This window comes from Selenomonas sp. AB3002 (assembly GCF_000702545.1).
Classification (GTDB): domain Bacteria; phylum Bacillota; class Negativicutes; order Selenomonadales; family Selenomonadaceae; genus Selenomonas_B; species Selenomonas_B ruminantium_A.
The window spans coordinates 89,103-105,261 of record NZ_JNIO01000008.1 but is presented as its reverse complement, the minus strand read 5'-3'; the positions used below and the strand labels follow the sequence as shown (position 1 = coordinate 105,261).

General features: G+C 49.4%; 16 protein-coding genes. 3 read left to right on the top strand and 13 right to left on the bottom strand.

The annotated features are described in order from the left end of the window. Positions 1-12: 12 nt before the first annotated feature. Positions 13-1,404, top strand: coding sequence for a protein O-GlcNAcase (locus P159_RS0108010; RefSeq protein WP_051650239.1), 1,392 nt, complete (start codon positions 13-15; stop codon positions 1,402-1,404). Here P159_RS0108010 and P159_RS0108005 read toward each other — a convergent pair. The 6 genes from P159_RS0108005 to P159_RS0107980 all read right to left on the bottom strand — a co-directional run bounded on the left by P159_RS0108005 (position 1,401) and on the right by P159_RS0107980 (position 7,160). Beyond that, entirely contained in the window at positions 1,401-1,853 is a 453-nt protein-coding gene (locus P159_RS0108005; protein WP_185753674.1) for a hypothetical protein, read from the bottom strand. The genes P159_RS0108010 and P159_RS0108005 overlap by 4 nt on opposite strands. 44 nt (positions 1,854-1,897) lie before the next feature. Next, complete coding sequence (locus P159_RS0108000) at positions 1,898-2,902, bottom strand: hypothetical protein (protein ID WP_029543033.1); 1,005 nt, start codon at positions 2,900-2,902, stop codon at positions 1,898-1,900. A 7-nt stretch (positions 2,903-2,909) separates the two neighbouring features. Next, positions 2,910-3,392 carry a hypothetical protein gene (locus P159_RS0107995; protein WP_029543031.1) on the bottom strand — a complete coding sequence of 161 codons (483 nt, stop codon included), beginning with the start codon at positions 3,390-3,392 and terminating at the stop codon, positions 2,910-2,912. Positions 3,393-3,474: 82 nt separating this feature from the next. Then, positions 3,475-4,494 (bottom strand): macro domain-containing protein, encoded by a 1,020-nt coding sequence (locus P159_RS0107990; protein ID WP_029543028.1) that lies wholly within the window; start codon positions 4,492-4,494, stop codon positions 3,475-3,477. A gap of 257 nt (positions 4,495-4,751) precedes the next feature. Beyond that, positions 4,752-6,563 (bottom strand): DUF262 domain-containing protein, encoded by a 1,812-nt coding sequence (locus tag P159_RS0107985; RefSeq protein WP_051650238.1) that lies wholly within the window; start codon positions 6,561-6,563, stop codon positions 4,752-4,754. A 72-nt stretch (positions 6,564-6,635) separates the two neighbouring features. Beyond that, positions 6,636-7,160, bottom strand: a complete 525-nt coding sequence (locus tag P159_RS0107980; protein WP_029543025.1) for a hypothetical protein — start codon at positions 7,158-7,160, stop codon at positions 6,636-6,638. A gap of 390 nt (positions 7,161-7,550) precedes the next feature. On the opposite strand from P159_RS0107980, the gene P159_RS0107975 reads away from it, so the two are divergent. Then, entirely contained in the window at positions 7,551-7,784 is a 234-nt protein-coding gene (locus tag P159_RS0107975; RefSeq protein WP_029543023.1) for a hypothetical protein, read from the top strand. Then, entirely contained in the window at positions 7,781-8,233 is a 453-nt protein-coding gene (locus P159_RS0107970; RefSeq protein ID WP_029543021.1) for an aspartyl protease family protein, read from the top strand. Before P159_RS0107975 ends, P159_RS0107970 begins: the two co-directional genes overlap by 4 nt. A 75-nt stretch (positions 8,234-8,308) precedes the next feature. Here the strand turns inward: P159_RS0107970 and P159_RS0107965 are convergent, their stop codons facing one another. The 7 genes from P159_RS0107965 to dhaM form a co-directional block, all read right to left on the bottom strand. After that, positions 8,309-9,235: a SufD family Fe-S cluster assembly protein gene (locus tag P159_RS0107965; RefSeq protein WP_029543019.1), complete on the bottom strand. Its 927-nt coding sequence runs from the start codon at positions 9,233-9,235 to the stop codon at positions 8,309-8,311. A gap of 12 nt (positions 9,236-9,247) precedes the next feature. Next, the gene (locus tag P159_RS0107960; RefSeq protein WP_029543017.1) at positions 9,248-9,976 is read right to left on the bottom strand and encodes an ATP-binding cassette domain-containing protein; all 729 of its coding nucleotides are present in this window, start codon (positions 9,974-9,976) and stop codon (positions 9,248-9,250) included. A gap of 252 nt (positions 9,977-10,228) precedes the next feature. Further along, positions 10,229-12,625: a DNA internalization-related competence protein ComEC/Rec2 gene (locus P159_RS0107955; protein ID WP_029543015.1), complete on the bottom strand. Its 2,397-nt coding sequence runs from the start codon at positions 12,623-12,625 to the stop codon at positions 10,229-10,231. Positions 12,626-12,685: 60 nt separating this feature from the next. Continuing rightward, positions 12,686-13,261, bottom strand: a complete 576-nt coding sequence (locus P159_RS0107950) for a xanthine phosphoribosyltransferase (protein ID WP_029543013.1) — start codon at positions 13,259-13,261, stop codon at positions 12,686-12,688. Next, positions 13,249-14,625: a nucleobase:cation symporter-2 family protein gene (locus P159_RS0107945; protein ID WP_037377035.1), complete on the bottom strand. Its 1,377-nt coding sequence runs from the start codon at positions 14,623-14,625 to the stop codon at positions 13,249-13,251. Before P159_RS0107945 ends, P159_RS0107950 begins: the two co-directional genes overlap by 13 nt. A 177-nt stretch (positions 14,626-14,802) precedes the next feature. After that, the gene (locus P159_RS0107940) at positions 14,803-15,708 is read right to left on the bottom strand and encodes a phosphatidylglycerol lysyltransferase domain-containing protein (protein ID WP_029543009.1); all 906 of its coding nucleotides are present in this window, start codon (positions 15,706-15,708) and stop codon (positions 14,803-14,805) included. After that, a complete protein-coding gene (gene dhaM / locus P159_RS0107935; RefSeq protein ID WP_029543007.1) occupies positions 15,686-16,084 on the bottom strand; it encodes a dihydroxyacetone kinase phosphoryl donor subunit DhaM in 399 nt (132 codons plus the stop codon). The genes P159_RS0107940 and dhaM overlap by 23 nt, the downstream gene beginning before the upstream one ends. Positions 16,085-16,159 lie beyond the last annotated feature (75 nt).

Genomic DNA, 16,159 nt, shown 5'->3' with positions numbered 1-16,159 from the left:
AGGAGCAAGCCCATGAAAAAGAAACTTCTTGCCAGCCTGGCAGCCCTGCTGCTCACCGGCAGCCTCACTGCCTCAGCCTCCCCCATTCCCCTGCGGGGCATCGTAGAAGGCTTCTACGGCACCCCCTGGTCCCAGTCTGACAGATTGGACATGATAGACTTCTGCCAGCAGGAAAAACTCAACGCCTACATCTACGCCCCCAAAGATGATCCCTATCATCGCTCCAAGTGGCGCGAACCATATCCCCAGGACAAACTGACTGAACTGTCTGACCTCATCGCTGCAGCCAAACGCCAGCAAGTGAAGTTCATCTTTGCAGTTTCTCCTGGCCTTGACATCAGCTTTGCAGGGGAGCAAGGGCAGAACGACCGCCTGGCCATGCAAAACAAACTCAATGCCATGTATGACCTTGGCGTGAGGGATTTTGCCATCTTCTTTGACGACATAGAAAACAAGGACGGCCAGGGGCAGGCAGAATTCCTGAACTGGCTGGAGGAAAACTTCGTCAAAAGCCACCCCAGCGTCTCCCCTCTCATCACCGTGCCCACAGAATATTTCCATCTGGACATGACGGAAAAAGGCGCAGTGAAAGAATACACAAAATCTTTTTCAGACACCCTGAACAAGGACATCCTGGTGCTCTACACCGGGGAGAAGGTAGTACCCGACGGGCTGCAGGACAAGGACTACGCAGAAGCCAACAAGCTCTACAGCAGGCGGCTTGGCCTGTGGTGGAACTATCCCGTCAGCGATTATCTGGAAGCAAAGCTGGCTCTCGGCCCCATAGAGAAGCTTCCCCGCAAGAAGCTCCCTGCCATCTTTTTCAACCCCATGAAATATGCCCAACTGTCAAAGCTCAGCCTCACCACCGGGGCGGCCTATGCCAAATACCCCAGAGGCTACAAGCCCGCCAAAGCCTGGCGCAAAGCCCTGAAAAAAGAATACGGTCCCTTGGCAGCTGACATGGAAAGATTTGCTGACCATTCCCAGCACATGAAGGTAAGCTGGGCAGAAATCGGCCCCGCAGACGGCAAAAAACTCCGCCAGCTGGCAGATTCCTACTGGGCAGCCAAGACTCCCAGGAAACGCCAAACCGCTGAAAAGAAACTGACCAAAGAGCTTCTTGCCCTGGACAAGTCCATCGGCAATCTCCTCACTGACCTCCCGCCGGAAGTCCTCGCCGAATGCCGCCCCCAGCTGGAACAGCTGCAGCGCATAGCCAGGGCCGACCTGCTGGGCCTCGACCTGCTGGCAGGCAGCCAGGACAAAGCAGCAAACTTTGCCCAAGCCCTGCAGGAAGTGAAAGCCCACGACCAGGAAGCCCTGGTTTCAGAGCAAAGCGCCCGCGCCCTGCTGACGGAAATAGAAAAAAACTGCCTTAAAACACCTTCCTGCCCTTCCTAGAAAAAGATGTAATAAATGACCCCCACCAAAAAACTGGCCAGGTTCGTGAGCAGGAGGGTACGAAACAGATTTTTGCCCTCAGTGCGGAGTCCATATAGGCATAATGCGAATTCCAGTGCCACCACCATGCACTCCCCCACCACCAGCAGGCACAGATACCAGGTATCGTCCGTGGCAAATTGCAAGCATTCGTTCAGCAGGAGATTGGTGATGATGTTGACTCCTGCAAAGTAGGCGCAGTCATAGAGCCTTCGATAGCCTAGCAAGTAAAACAGAGGCACCTCAATGATCACAGTCAGCAGGGCATTCTCCAGCAACTCAGGCTGGGCAATATAATCAAGGTACCTTGAGCCAGGCAAAGGATTCGCTACATCTGCATAAGCGACAGTGGAATTGAAGAGAAACAAAAGAATCCCTATGACCGCAACTATCCTTCCCTTCTTCAGCAAACCATCACACCTCACCTCAAGAAGATAGTCAAAAAACTGCATTCTCACGGCCGTTCCTTACTGAACCTCCGAAAAAGCTCAAAAGATGCAAAAAGGCATAGGAACTGAATCACAAGCATGGCGTGAGGCGGCATCCGTAAGCTGTCATAAAAGAAGGCACCCGGCAACAGGCAGCCGGCAGCCAGCCCGAACATCAGGCCGGGATGGGACGGGCTGCACCAATGCGCCAGGCGCAGTGTCAAAGGCATCGTCATGTTAAAGGCCAAGGCCAGCAGCACCGCAGACCACAGTCCGCCTCCCTGCAGCGCCAAAAATCCCAGCAGGAAAATCAGCACAATCGTGTGCTGGAAACCGATGCGGTCGCTGCACCATCCTCCCAGAGCCTTGCCTAGCGCAAAGACACAGGGGAAGAGCATCACGTACTCCTCTGAACCGCCGCCACCGCCAAAACCACGCAGGACCACGCACCCCAGGAGCAGGAAGAGGCAGGCCATCCCTGCCAGCGGAGCAATCCCCTTCACTCCGGCTGCATCCTGCGTGCTTGTTTTGCATACGCAGGGAGCCTGCCCGCCCTCCTTTTGCAGATTGTAAAATACCACCAGGGTCAATACAGCATACAACGACAGGAACAAGTACTCCCCGCAAAGCTGGTTCAGCCCCAGGGCCAGCCCGATAGCACCACTGGACACAAAAAGCCCCAGCTCCTTGTAGGTGGAATACCCACGCAGGACAATGCTTCCCGCCGCCACATGGAAGATACAGTTGCCCAGCCCCAGGCAGATGACCTTTGCAAAAATGTCCAAGGTTTCCACCGTGCCAAGCCCCAGAGCCGCCAAGGACAACAGAAGCCCGTAGGAAGTCCAGGTGGGGCGGCGATCCAGCAGATAGCCAGCCAGCCATTGGCCGCCAAAGGCTATCAGGTTATACATCCCGAAATAGTAGAGAATCGGTTCATAATACAACTCCCGCAGGGCATACGCCGCCAAAGCAGCGCCGCAAACACCATCCACGGCAAAGTGTTGCAGCGTATACAGAAGCAACCTGCTCATTCTCTCCCTACAGAAAAACACTTACCTTGTCCTCTCCGTCAACTTTCTGGATGAAGATATGCTTTTCCAGCCAATTGTTGGACAGCTTATTGCCAAAACGCGTCTGGCGCTGGAAAGTTGCGTCGATTCTCAGCACATAATGTAGTGTCACGCCCTCTTCCGGCGATCCGTAGAAAAAGACATCCCTCTCCGTACTATCCCTGCTGCCTGCCCCCTTGCCGTAAGTGACCATTTCATCAGAATCCGCTCTCCGAATGGCATATTGATACTGGCATGGAGCGTTGAAATGGAAATACATCGCCATTACCCCATTCTCCTCTATGCCGAAGTTGACATCCGGCATGGCAGCATCAGCTTCCCGCCCCTCATGGGCATAAGGCCGCGGCCCTGGCCAGGGCTCAGCCACATCTGCATAGGCCGCCACCGAACCGCAGAGAATCAACGAAGCCCCGATAATAGCCACAGCTTTGACATGCTTTCCAAAATACATCTTTCTTCACCTCGCAAAAAAACTAAAAATCCTCGTTTTTTCATTCTTCCCCGTCTTACCATTTTCCTGCCAGAAACCATCTTCAGCACCCTAAAAGCGGCTGCTGGAAGGCAAACAACGTCTCATTGATGGTAAAGATATCGTACTCCTTCCGCTCGATGAAATACTCCACGATTATATCTGCCTTGCTGCTGTGAGACAGGGCATACCCCGCCCTGCCGATAAAATCCTTGGTTTCATCAAGATTCAGCTCCAGGGCCACCGCAAATGCTATAGCTGTGGACTTGCTGGGCTTATAGGCCGGGTTGTTGCGTATCTTCGAAAACAGCTTTCGGTCAACATTAGCCCTTTTATACACCTCAGGGTCGGTCTTCCCCTTTGTATCTATCAGGCGCAGCAGCGCTTCGGAGAAAGTATCGTCTATTTCCTTGAGCAAATCGTCCAGAGAGCGGGCTTTGGCTGGAGCAGCCATAGCTGCCTCCTCCACGGGCGCTTCATCTCCCAAATATGCAGGCTTTTCAAACATCCTGCGTCTTTCCCTGAGATCACCAAAGTATTCCTCGCCCAGCAGTTCCTCAATATACCTCTCATCCAGGAAACTCTGCACCTCTTCAAACAAGCTGCTGGATATCCTGAAGGACTTCTGGTCAAAAACTACCAGATAGACTTTCATATCATGGTCAGACAAAAATCCGCGTATAGCCTGGGTCGCCACGGCTATAGCAATCTCTGAGGGACAGCCATACACCCCCGCAGAGATAAGCGGGAAAGCTACAGAAGTGCAGCCGTTCTCCTCTGCCAGTCGCAGGGAGTTTGCATAACAATCTGCCAGCAGTTCCCTCTCCCCCTGCCCGCCATCATGCCACACAGGACCTGCCGTGTGGATTACGAATTTGGCATTGAGGCTGAATGCAGGGGTAATAACGGCCTTACCTGTGGCAATGTCACCGATTTCCTTCCGTGCTGCCAATAACCCAGTCCCTGCGGCCTTATGTATAGCCCGGTCAACACCCCCGCCCACCACAGGACGGGGATTTGCTGTGTTGACGATGGCATCAACCTGCATCTTCGTTATATCGTTGCGTACTATTTCCAAAGGCATTATTTACGCCCCCCGTAAAGCTAAATGACATTTATGGCAGACTATCCATAAAAGGTGAACGCTTCGTATAGCATGCAAAATGCGGTTCCGATTTGTGTAGACCAAGCTTGAAATACTCTATTATTTTTCTCCTCACAAATCAACAAACTACTATTCAATATATAAAATTAGAGCTCATCTTCCAAATTCTCTTTCTGTTGACATTACGCATATAAATAATCGTCAACCAACCACAACTAAAATTAGTTGTCTATTATTCATAATCCTTTATAATACATTTCAATAAATTTTGCCATCATTTTACGTCTTAATAACAAAAAATAATCGTAGTCACTATAATTCATATCAAAGATAGTCTCGGGAATCGCATTTTCACTAAGATTAACCATCATAGCTTCTCTATCCGTGATATTGCCTATTTTTATTTCCCTAGAATCGCACTGTTGACAGACCGTCGCAAAGTATTCACTAGGAGCACTATCACTTATAGCCGTATTAACATGAGTGTCAAGATAAATATAATTTGCAACTTGATTATATTTTGATTTGTTATCTATTCCATTCTTCTTTAAATACGCCTTAGGAAATATATGATGGATATCGCCAACGACCTCTACTAGATCAGATACCATAGTTCCAGTTTGAAAAAGCGAATTGCTATTTTGGTTAATTTGTGCAGCTAAAAACGTATTAAATGCGGGGCTGTTAGCTGATGAAGTTTCTAGATTTTGAGGAAGTGTTACATTCCAAAAAGTATCTGAAAGTGTAGAATCTTCCACCTCCCTAAAATAATCAATGTATCCTTTTTCTCTTATAAGTCGTATGTCACGACTCATCACAGATTCTGGTGATCCAACATAACGCCCCGTAAGAGTTGACAACACAAACCACTTCTGCACATAACGCTTCACTTGAACAGCGGAAGTTTCCTTATCCTTTAGCAAATTGAGATAGAGCATATATGCAAAATCCAATGTCATTTTTGAATTCAAAAGCTTATTAGATCTAAACCCTGCACTTCTAATTGCCAATATGAAATTCTTAAAGTTATTTTCATTTATAAAATCATTTATCCCCTGCTCTAGTCTAGTATAAGAATCTTCAATAATTTCTTCCCTAAATTCTTTTGTTTCAAAGTCACGCCCCGATAGCAAACTAACTAAATCTGCCAATTTAGCACGATCAAATTTATGCATAAATGCAACCCGAAGCATATCACTATAAGTCGGGATATAAAGCTCTTCATTATCATGATAAAGCCATCTTATTTTCTCAGCATACGGAGTCAATACAAACGCTTCATCCTTAGTCATTTGTTCATAAAAATCAGGTTTTACCGCCAAATGACAGAAATAGTCTACAACCTTACGCAATTTATTACCACCATGATTCACATCAGCAGCCATCTTTGACATTACAAAATCAGACTGACTGAGTGCAGTACCCTTAGAGTTGATACGTATGAATATTTCTGTTACCTCATCTATATCCAGGCTATGGGCAAGTTCAATAACACCTATCTGTCGATATGATATATCCTTAAGCTTATTAATCACACTATTTATCATACTAGGCGTCACATCTGGATTATTATTACTATATTCTTGAGAAAACGTAAAAGAATCAAAATCACTTCTAAATATCAATGAAATATCGGGAATCCAACGTTTATCTTTCAAATGAGAAGCATCCTGCACTGCAAAACGTTTCGATTTGTCTTCAGTTAACGGATTAAATGCAATCTTTATTCTATCTTTATTAAAATCTTCATCTAAAACTTCCAGTCCCGAGATTGCCGCCATGATCGCTGTAATTCTCTGCTGCCCATCAATAAGAACATGATTACCATTAGCTACAGTTCCATCTTTTATCTGCACATCAGGGTTTTTCCATGTGATAATATACCCAGTTGGATATCCATTATAAAGCGAATCGATTAAATCCCTGACTTGACTACGTTTCCATACAAAAGGACGCTGAATCTCCGGTATAACAAACTGTCCAGCCTCAATCATACCTAGTATGGAACTTATTTGATACTGCTTCAATTCAAATTTTACTGTCTCCATTTAAAATTCTCCATCTCACATGATTACATGCGCCACTACAATATTCGATTACCGTTCCTCTTATTTTCCCTATTAACACTCCGCAGGAATATCGAATGTCGAAGAATCTGCAGGATTCCAACATACAATATGTATACTCCCACCCATTTTAATAATTTTCCTAGCTACATCTTCACTATGTACATACCTATTTAATAAATGAAATTTATCTGTCAAACCTGTAAGTCTTGCACTACATAAATGCGACGATAATGGTTTATTAAGAGAATCAACCGCTAACATCACACCTATCTTTCCTCTCAACAACCCCAATATATCCTTCTTCATTTCCTCGTAATCATTATCAAACGCAAAGTAATGTGCGTGCCAATCAGAGAAGAAAACTGTAAAATCTCCTCTTAGTTCTATATCTAACGTTTTATTACAATATGGGTTCTTTATAACCAACACAAAATCATCAGCCTCCAGGTACTCATAACCCTTATTTCCTCTTGAATAAACCTCAACTTCATAATCACCAAAATATCTCAGCAAATCTTCTTTTAACTGAACTCTATTCCTGTTAACAAAATCAAGCATTTTGTACTCCGTTCCCACACATTTCCCCTCCCTATCAAATAGCTATCTCCAAACCTGTCCACAGTGCTATTGGGAGGCAAAGCATCATGAACAGCTTTAGACGCACGATATTACAACAATTATTTTAATAAACGATCAACCTCTACCTATTAGTCTTCGTTAACACCAGCCTGATTTCCTGCCTTTAAAAGTCGTATTCCCAATATGCGAAACATTACATCACCACTTGCACCATGACGGCCTGTTGTTGCCCTAATATAGATTAAGTATTTTTATAATCAGATCCACATCCATATACTTTATCTATAGATCATATTATTAAAAAATACTTTTCTGAAAACATCTTCAATATATCCACAAAGATGATATAATTAAGACAACACATAATTTCTGCTAGGAGGTGTTAGTATGAGCAAGCGTCTGACCTGGGAGGAGATAAAAAAAATCTACCCTGGCAAATGGGTAGGTCTCTCCAATGTGGAATGGAAAGACGAAGCAAATGTAAGTTCTGCCATCGTTGAATATGCGGGCGAATCCGATGAGGAACCATTGAAACGGCAGCTCGCTGGGGAAGATATGTATACAATCTATACTACACCAGATGATTTGTGCCCATTAGGAATGCTGGTGAGTGGAAAATGAATCAGTTTACCTTACGCTTGCGTGAAGATGTACAACGCCCTACTGCAATACTAACAAACTTTTCTCATCTACACGCTATGCTGGATACTGGTGCTGTACTGCCTGTATGGGTAAGCAACGAAACACTGCTAAAGTCTCTAGGCGGTGTTCCTATTGCACCAGATCAGCCATTTGGCGGCTTTGGAGGTATGACCACAGGAACAATTTACAGATTGCCGACTTTTCAGATTGGCGAATTGATATTTCCTGAATTCCCCATCATAGCTTCTCGTATTGACTTGCCCTGCCAGATGATTTTAAGTGCTACCATGTTTAATGGCCTCATTTACGAAATTGATGACTGGAATCACAAATTCAACGTAACTATCCCTGACCACGAATCCCATGTACGAAAATTAACTATCGAAGACAAAAACGGAACCCTGCATATCCTCTGTACCGGAGAATAGCAACTCAAAAAGTCCGATCAAATCAGCATCGCAATGTTGATTTAATCGGACTTTTTATGTTTGCTATTACAAAACTTACTTCAGGAACCCGTTGACAATCTGTTCCTCAGCCTCTTTCTCTGTGAGCCCCAGGGTCATCAGCTTGATGAGCTGGTCGCCGGCAATCTTGCCGATGGCGGCTTCATGCACCAGCATGGCGTCCACGTTATTGGCTTCCAAAGAAGGCACGGCCAGAATCCTGCCCTCGTCCATGATGATGGAATCGCACTCCGTATGGCCGTGGCAGGCGGCGTTGCCTACGATGCGGAGGTCCAGCTTCTGATAGGACTTGTCCTTGGCTACGCCTCTGGATACCACATCGGCGCTGGAGTTTTCACCGTCCAGATTCACCTCATATTCGCTGTAGGCGTACTGGGTGCCATGGGTCATCAGGCGCTCCCTCACGATGAGGCTGGCGTCAGCCTTGAGATTGGCTTTGGTAGTGCGGCTGGTGGAGTCCACGCCCTTGATCTGCACCATTTCCATTTCCATGGAGCTGCCTGCCTCCATGGTCACCTCGGTGACGGGGTTCAGGATGCGCTGGCCGTCCCCCTGGCCGGAACCGTAATGCTTTTCCACATACTTGACCTTGGCATTTTCCCCTACGAAGAAGCGGTGCACGCCGTCATGCTCCGAATCCTGCTTGCCGCAGTTATCGATGCCGCAACCTGCCACGATGACCACGTCGGCCCCCTCACCGATGTAGAAATCGTTGTAAACCGTTTCCTTCAGGCCGCTCTCGCTCATAACCACGGGGATATGCACGCTCTCATTCTTGGTGCCCGGCTTGATGCGGATATCAATGCCGGAGCCGTCCTCCTTGGAGGTTATCTCAATATTGGCAGAGCTGCCGCGGCCCACGGACTTGCCGTTGGCACGCAGGTTATAGGCCCCGATGGGCACATCATGGAGGTCAGCCACCTCCAGCAGCAGTCTTTTCTGTATCTCATCCATCTGTAGCATTGGGCGGCCTCCTTACTGAAACTTCCTGCACATGGGCATGCTGACCTCGGTATCCATAATCTTGGGCAGGATGTCCTTGCCGGGCCCATGTTCCTGCACCCTGCCGTCTGCCAGCACGATAATCTCATCAGCAATCTGCAGGATGCGCTCCTGATGGGAAATGATGATGATGGAGCTTTCCTCGATTTCCTCCCGCATTTTCTCAAAGATGCGGATAAGGTTCTGGAAACTCCAGAGGTCGATGCCCGCCTCCGGCTCATCAAAGATGGAAAGGCTGGTCTTGCGGGCCAGGATAGTGGCAATCTCAATACGCTTCAGCTCGCCGCCGGACAGGGAGCTGTTCACTTCGCGGTTGAGATAGTCGTTGGCGCAGAGCCCCACCTCTGAAAGGTAGTCACAGGCTTTGATATGAGAAATCTTCTTGCCCGCCGCCAGGCGCAGCAGGTCTATGACCTGCAGGCCCCGGAAACGCACAGGCTGCTGGAAGGCAAAACTGATGCCCAGCTTCGCCCTCTCCGTGATGCTCTTGTCAGTGATATCCTCACCGTCCAAATAAATCCTGCCAGAAGTGGGCTGCTCAATGCCCGCAATGATCTTGGCCAGGGTGGACTTGCCGCTGCCGTTAGGCCCTGTGATGACCACAAATTTCCTGTTGTCCACAGTAAGACTCAGGTCCTGGATGATATCCACCTGGCTATTGCCCTCGGTGACATGGAAGGAAATGTTCTTCAGTTCCAACATGTATATCTAGCTCTCCCTTCCGATTTACGAAATTTATGCTTTAGCTTTCTTTTTATATTATAACACAATTGTTCAAATTTTGCCGTGGGCAAAATCTTCCAATTAGTGTTTCAACGAGGCGGGCTACATATGCTTATAACCCGTTATTATATTCGTCATCGTCAACTATGGAAGTGAAGGACATCTTGTTCCGAGTTATAACGCTATTGTTATGGTTTTGTCATGAAATAAATTAGAACACAATCAAGCTCTTCATTCTTTTGCATAACTTTCCACCCACATCTTCTTCCCATCGGTATGGAATACCACTTCCCCTTCCAAATCCGTACGGTGAATTTCGGCCCCTGCCTGCTGCAGTCTCTCCAACACTTTGGCCTTTGGGTGGCCGAAGCTGTTGTCTGCGCCCACACAGATAATGGCAAAATTTGGAGAAACTGCCCTGAGAAATTCTTCCGAGCTGGAAGTATCTGAACCGTGATGGCCTACCTTCAGTACTGTGCTGTGAAGCTTCCCCTGATCTTGCTGGGACAGAATGACCGCCTCATTTTCCTTGGTCAAATCTCCCGTAATAAGGAAGCTCGCCTCCCCGTATGTAATCTTATACACATTGGAAGCCTCATTGCCGCTGCCTGGAGCCACAACTTCCGGGGCATAGAGCACCTCCACCCGCACTCCGTCAACCTCCATAGCCGCCCCCTGCCTGGCCGGTTCCAGTTTATTCAGCAACGGGTCTGCCTGGCTCAGATGGAAGCTCCTGGCATATTCTCCCCGCCCCTCCCAGGCAGTATAAACCTTCCCTACCGGCAGTTTCTTCAGTACCGCCCCAGTGCCGCCAGCATGGTCATCGTGGGCATGAGTGAGAAAAACCGCCTCCACGCGGTTCATGCCATAGTGCCTCAAATAAGGAACCAGGACCTTCTCCCCCACATCAAAGTCCCCCCGCGTGCCTCCACTGTCGAAAAGCAGCACTCTACCCTTGGGACTGCAAAGGACCAGCGCGTCTCCCTGCCCTACATCCACTGCCACCAGAGTCATTTCGCCTGTGTGGGCAAAATAACGTCCGCCCAGGAACATGAGCAAGACCAGCCCTGCCAGCAAAAGGTATTGCCGCCTGGACTTCATGAAATCCCATGCCTTTTCCTGCCAGGGCTTATCTGCCACCATAAAGCACAGTATGGCATAGTAAACAGCCCCTGCCCAACCGTTCAAGGTTGGGATCCAGATCATGCTGCCGGGCAGCTTTGACATCCATCTCGCCATTTCGTAAACGATGCCCAACAGCAAACTGTCCCCGACATAGATTATCCTGCCCAGGAAAGGCAAAAGAAAGGCAATTATTCCTCCAAACAAGCCAATGACAATGATCAGCTCAACTATAGGCACAATAGTCAGATTGGCAAGCAGGGAGGATATAGAAAGCTGGTTAAAATACCAGGCTAAAATAGGCAAGGTTGACAATTGCGCCGCCATAGTGATGGCAAAACCTGCAGAAACGAACTCACCCAAACGACATTTCTTGAGCCACTCCCTCATCACAGGAGCAAGATACAACAACCCCGCCGTAGCCAGGAAGGACAGTTGGAAGCTGATATGAAATAGAAGCAGTGGAGAAACTGTCAGCATCACCAACCCAGTTATCAGCAGAATCCGCCTTGCATCCCTCTCCCTGTCCAGCGACAAGGCCAGGAACGCCAGCCCGCCCATAATGGCGCTGCGTATAACAGGCGGGACACAGCCGGACAGCAGGGAATAAACCACTATAGTTCCAATTACCAAAATTGCCCGCAAACCTTTGGAAAGGCGCAAAGCCATGCCCAGCCACGCCATCACCGCTGCAATCAGGCTGATATGAGCGCCGGAAACCGAAAGTATGTGTACTATGCCGGTGGCGGTGAAGGCATCCAACAATTCCGGCTGCAGCCCGCCATAGCCGCCAAAGAGCATGGCGAAGATAGCAGCAGCGTCCTCCTTGGGCATTACTTCCTCCATAGCGCTGAGATAATGACTCCGCACTGAGGATAGCCAACGCTTGAAGGATGCTCCCTCCCGTTCCTCCACCTTCAGGCTTTCTCCCCGGGCAGAAAGGGTAGCGGTGATGCCCTGACTTTTCAGAAGCAGAGCCGTATCAAGCTGACCTGGGTTCCTGTAGCCATGAGGCAGGCGTACTTTCCCCGTGACAGCAACACCATCACCAATACGGGGCAATGCCTTGGGCGCTTCATTGAACCTGGCATAGACATACAAGCCGCCTTCAGCCGTAACCGTTTCCGCTTTTCCCTTCTTTATTCGTTCAGCCTCCAAATGGAGGCGTAGCCTGTAAGAGCCATCAGAAGCCAGCCTGAGGAATGGCTCCTCCAGCAGCTTACCCGTCACCCGCACTTCCTCATGGGCAAAGTGTGAGATATCATCAGCTGGCAGCATCTCCGCACTCCAAAGCCTGGCAGCCCCCAGTACAAAAGCCGCCAGTATAAAAGGCACCCAGGTCCACTCCCGACTTTTCCAGATGCCAAAAGCCGCTGCCCCCAGCAGCCCGCAGAGAAGCAGGCATACCGGCAGCAGCGGCAATACAGTCACACTATGGGCGCAGAAGATACCAAAACTCAAGGCAAAGAGCAGCCCTAAGAGGAATGGTTCCTGATGCTGTCCCATGATCACACCTTCTTGAATTCCGGCAGGTTCAAGCTGCCGGTCAGCAGAGAGGATGGCACTTTATTCTTCTACGAACTCAATCTTGCAGTCAGACAGGGATTTGATGCGGGCCAGAGACTCCAGCCTGTAGCCAGCCTCACGGATTCTCTCGGCTCCCCGCTGGAAGGACTTCTCGATGGCGATGCCAATGCCCACCACCTCGCAGCCTCCCTGCTCCACGATATTGCAGAGGCCCAGGGCCGCATTGCCGTCTGCCAGGAAGTCATCGATAATGAGGACCTTCTCACCGGCGGTCAGGAATTTCTTCAGGATATAGACATTCTTGGTTTCCTTCTTGGTGAAAGAAGTGATGGGGCAAGCGTAACGGTCCTCTTCCATCAGCGCTGACTGATGCTTGCGGGCAAAAACCAGTTTCGTGCCCAGCTCTGCCGCCACGGCCAGGGCAATGGCGATACCGGAGGACTCCACCGTCACTACCTTGTCTACCTTCACATCAGCAAAGAGCCTGGCAAATTCCTTTCCCATGGCCAGAGACAGCTGGGGATCGATCTGATGGTTCAGGAAGGAATCCACCTTCAGGATATTCCCCGGCAGGCAGAAGCCCTCTTCCCTGATTCTCTGCTTCAGTAATTCCATGCCTTTTCTCCTTCTTCCTGCTCAGCCTCTTCTTTTTTCTCCTCGCCCAAAGCAGCAATTTCCATATCCTTGGGCAACAGGGCGCTCAGAAGCACGGAAATCACGAAGACCACAGCCACGCAGTTGGCACCGAAGACATCCTGCACCAGCTGGGGCATGGCCTGCCAGATGCCAGCCTCGCTGGCCTGGGTGGCGCCGATGCCGAAGGACAGGGAAATGGCGGCAATGGTCACATTGCGCTGGGTAAAGCCTGCGGCAGCCATCATCTGAATGCCGCTGACCATGATAGCACCGAACATCATGACGGTGCAGCCCCCCAGCACCGGATCAGGCAGGGAAGCGAAGAAAGCGCCGATGGGAGGGAACATGCTGGCCAGTATCATGCAGGCCGCACCAGTCATGATGGTGAAGCGGTTCACTACTTTCGTCATGGCAATGAGGCCCACGTTCTGGCTGAAAGAAGTGATGGGCGTGCAGCCGAAGAGAGAGGAAATAGAGCTGGCAAAGCCGTCGCAGGCCAGAGACCCAGAAATCTCCTTTTCCTTGATCTCACGCTTCAGGCCTGCCATGGTCATGGCAGAAGTGTCACCGATAGTCTCAGCAGCAGACACCAGGAAGATGATAGCTACAGACACGATAGCCCCCGCATGGAACTCCGGCGTGAAGGGCAGGAAGGTGGGGAAAGAGATGATGCCGCTGTTGAAAATCCTGGAAAGATCCACAATCCCCGCAAAGATGGAAATGACATAACCCACAATCAGACCGAAAAGCACGGAAAGCTGTTTCCAGTAGCCCTTGGCAAAGACATTGAACAGCAGGCAGGACACCAGGGTAATGGCGGCAATGCCCAGATTGCCTACGGCACCGTAGCCCTCATTGTAGCCGCCGCCAAAGGAGCGAATGCCCACCCCCAGCAATGAATAGCCGATGGTAGTCACCACGATAGCCGCCACCACGGGAGTGATGATGCGGCGCCAGTATTTGGCCATGAGACCCAGCGTACCCTCAAAGATACCCCCCACCAGCACAGCACCCACGGCAGCGCCGTAACCATAGCTGGCAGAGACATAGCAGAGAATGCTGACGAAGGTGAAGCTCACGCCCATGACAATGGGGAGACGCGCCCCCACCCGGCCCAGGGGGTAAAGCTGAATCAGGGTAGCAATACCTGCTACGAACATGGCATTCTGCAAGAGCATGGCCACGCTGCTCTTATCCATTCCCGCAGCCCCCGCCACGATGATGATGGGGGCAAGATTCGCCACAAACATAGCCAGCACATGCTGAAGGCCAAAGGGTACCGCCTTCCCCAGAGGAACCTTGCCATCCAACTGGTAGATATTCTCGATTTTCGGCTCTGACATACTTTCTAAAACACTCCTTCTACACAGATACATCACGATTTTTTTATTCTACCACATCTCCGACAATTTGTGTGCAAAAAGTACACAAGTCCCAATGTTTTTATTTTCAGTCATCTCGCATTCAAAATCACAAAAAAAAGGAGAGCCGCAGTATGCTCTCCTATAGTCAATGTCTCATCAAATCATACGGGCCGTGAATTTCTCGATCATTTTCTCCGGCTTATAAGATTCCTTGGCCTTCCGCAGACCCTCATGCCCCATATCTTCCTCCCGGTTGATATAGGTCATGTGGCTCCAGGCGTGAGCCACGAAGCCCTGATTGATGGCGGGATAGGCACCGCGAATATCCGGGTCGGCCTTTTCCACATGGATGACCGCCGTATCCTTGTTCAGCTGCTCGCCGAAGGTAAAGGCGATAATCCTGCCGTCCAGGCGGATTGCGCCGCCCTTCAGGTCAAAGTAACGGAAATCGTTCAAGATTTCCATGATGGCCTTGCGTTCCCAGCCGATAAAAGGGTCATCCGGCTCATCAGCCAGACGCAGCTTATACCAGTTATTCAACTCTATCTTGCAAAGGGTGATGATATCATCATCGATGGGCAGACATTCCGCCTGGGGATAGAGTTTCCTGAAAGCGTTCAGGTGATTCTTCTTGGAATGAAGCTTCCTGCCCGAGAGGTTGATCAGCTTCTCTGCCAGATACACATAATCAAAGTTGTCTCTGTCTGACTTGATGTCAAATTTAGCACCAGGATAGAACTCCAGTTCCCTGACGAAAAACTTTTCGATGCCGCTGAAAACCAAAGGCTTCCCCTGCTCCTTGAAATACTCTGCGAGCTTGCCAATAGCCTCCTGCATCTTGTCCTCTGCTCCCAAGGGCTGAAGGGCCATGAGTTCGTCCTGCCAGGTGCTGATCATGTAGAGCACATCATTTTCTTCACAAATCTTTATCTGATAGGGTTCCCTCCACATGAAGAGGTTCGTAAAGTTCAAATGTGAATTCTCGTAATACTGGCTATGGCAGTAGCGGTCCAAAAGAGGCTTATCCTCTTTTACAAGGTCACGAAATACTATAGCAATCACCCTCCTGCCTTTTCCATTCTGCTTCTACCCGCTGAACGATGGTTTCCACATCGGCCCCGCCGGAGGCCAGAGCTGCCGCCCTCACTACCCCCTCTACCAGAGGAGCGTTCACCAGATGCAGCTTGTCATCCTTCATTTCCTCCAGTACCAGTTCGCTGGTGAGCATAGCGCTGCCCATATCGCCGAAAATCACGGCACCATCACGGCCGCAGACTTCTTCCACTGCATTTGTGATGCGCTCATAGCTGACGCCGCTGATGCCTTCTTCCAATCCGCCAGCGCAGGCAATCTTCACTTCACGGGCCATCATCTCCGCCAGTTCTCTAACGCCCTCAGCCAAAGTATGGCTATGGGAGACTATCACAATTCCAACCAAACTGATTTCTCTCCTTTATCAAAGTTGTCACACAAATCAATTCTATTACACTTGTATATCTACTATTTGACATGC

What these genes read in the sequence shown, in the direction of transcription:
- P159_RS0108010 (WP_051650239.1), top strand. Translation starts at nt 13, where the DNA reads ATGAAAAAGAAACTTCTTGCCAGCCTGGCAGCCCTGCTGCTCACCGGC.
- P159_RS0108000 (WP_029543033.1), bottom strand. Translation starts at nt 2,902, where the DNA reads ATGAGCAGGTTGCTTCTGTATACGCTGCAACACTTTGCCGTGGATGGT.
- P159_RS0107995 (WP_029543031.1), bottom strand. Translation starts at nt 3,392, where the DNA reads ATGTATTTTGGAAAGCATGTCAAAGCTGTGGCTATTATCGGGGCTTCG.
- P159_RS0107990 (WP_029543028.1), bottom strand. Translation starts at nt 4,494, where the DNA reads ATGCCTTTGGAAATAGTACGCAACGATATAACGAAGATGCAGGTTGAT.
- P159_RS0107985 (WP_051650238.1), bottom strand. Translation starts at nt 6,563, where the DNA reads ATGGAGACAGTAAAATTTGAATTGAAGCAGTATCAAATAAGTTCCATA.
- P159_RS0107975 (WP_029543023.1), top strand. Translation starts at nt 7,551, where the DNA reads ATGAGCAAGCGTCTGACCTGGGAGGAGATAAAAAAAATCTACCCTGGC.
- P159_RS0107970 (WP_029543021.1), top strand. Translation starts at nt 7,781, where the DNA reads ATGAATCAGTTTACCTTACGCTTGCGTGAAGATGTACAACGCCCTACT.
- P159_RS0107965 (WP_029543019.1), bottom strand. Translation starts at nt 9,235, where the DNA reads ATGCTACAGATGGATGAGATACAGAAAAGACTGCTGCTGGAGGTGGCT.
- P159_RS0107960 (WP_029543017.1), bottom strand. Translation starts at nt 9,976, where the DNA reads ATGTTGGAACTGAAGAACATTTCCTTCCATGTCACCGAGGGCAATAGC.
- P159_RS0107955 (WP_029543015.1), bottom strand. Translation starts at nt 12,625, where the DNA reads ATGGGACAGCATCAGGAACCATTCCTCTTAGGGCTGCTCTTTGCCTTG.
- P159_RS0107950 (WP_029543013.1), bottom strand. Translation starts at nt 13,261, where the DNA reads ATGGAATTACTGAAGCAGAGAATCAGGGAAGAGGGCTTCTGCCTGCCG.
- P159_RS0107945 (WP_037377035.1), bottom strand. Translation starts at nt 14,625, where the DNA reads ATGTCAGAGCCGAAAATCGAGAATATCTACCAGTTGGATGGCAAGGTT.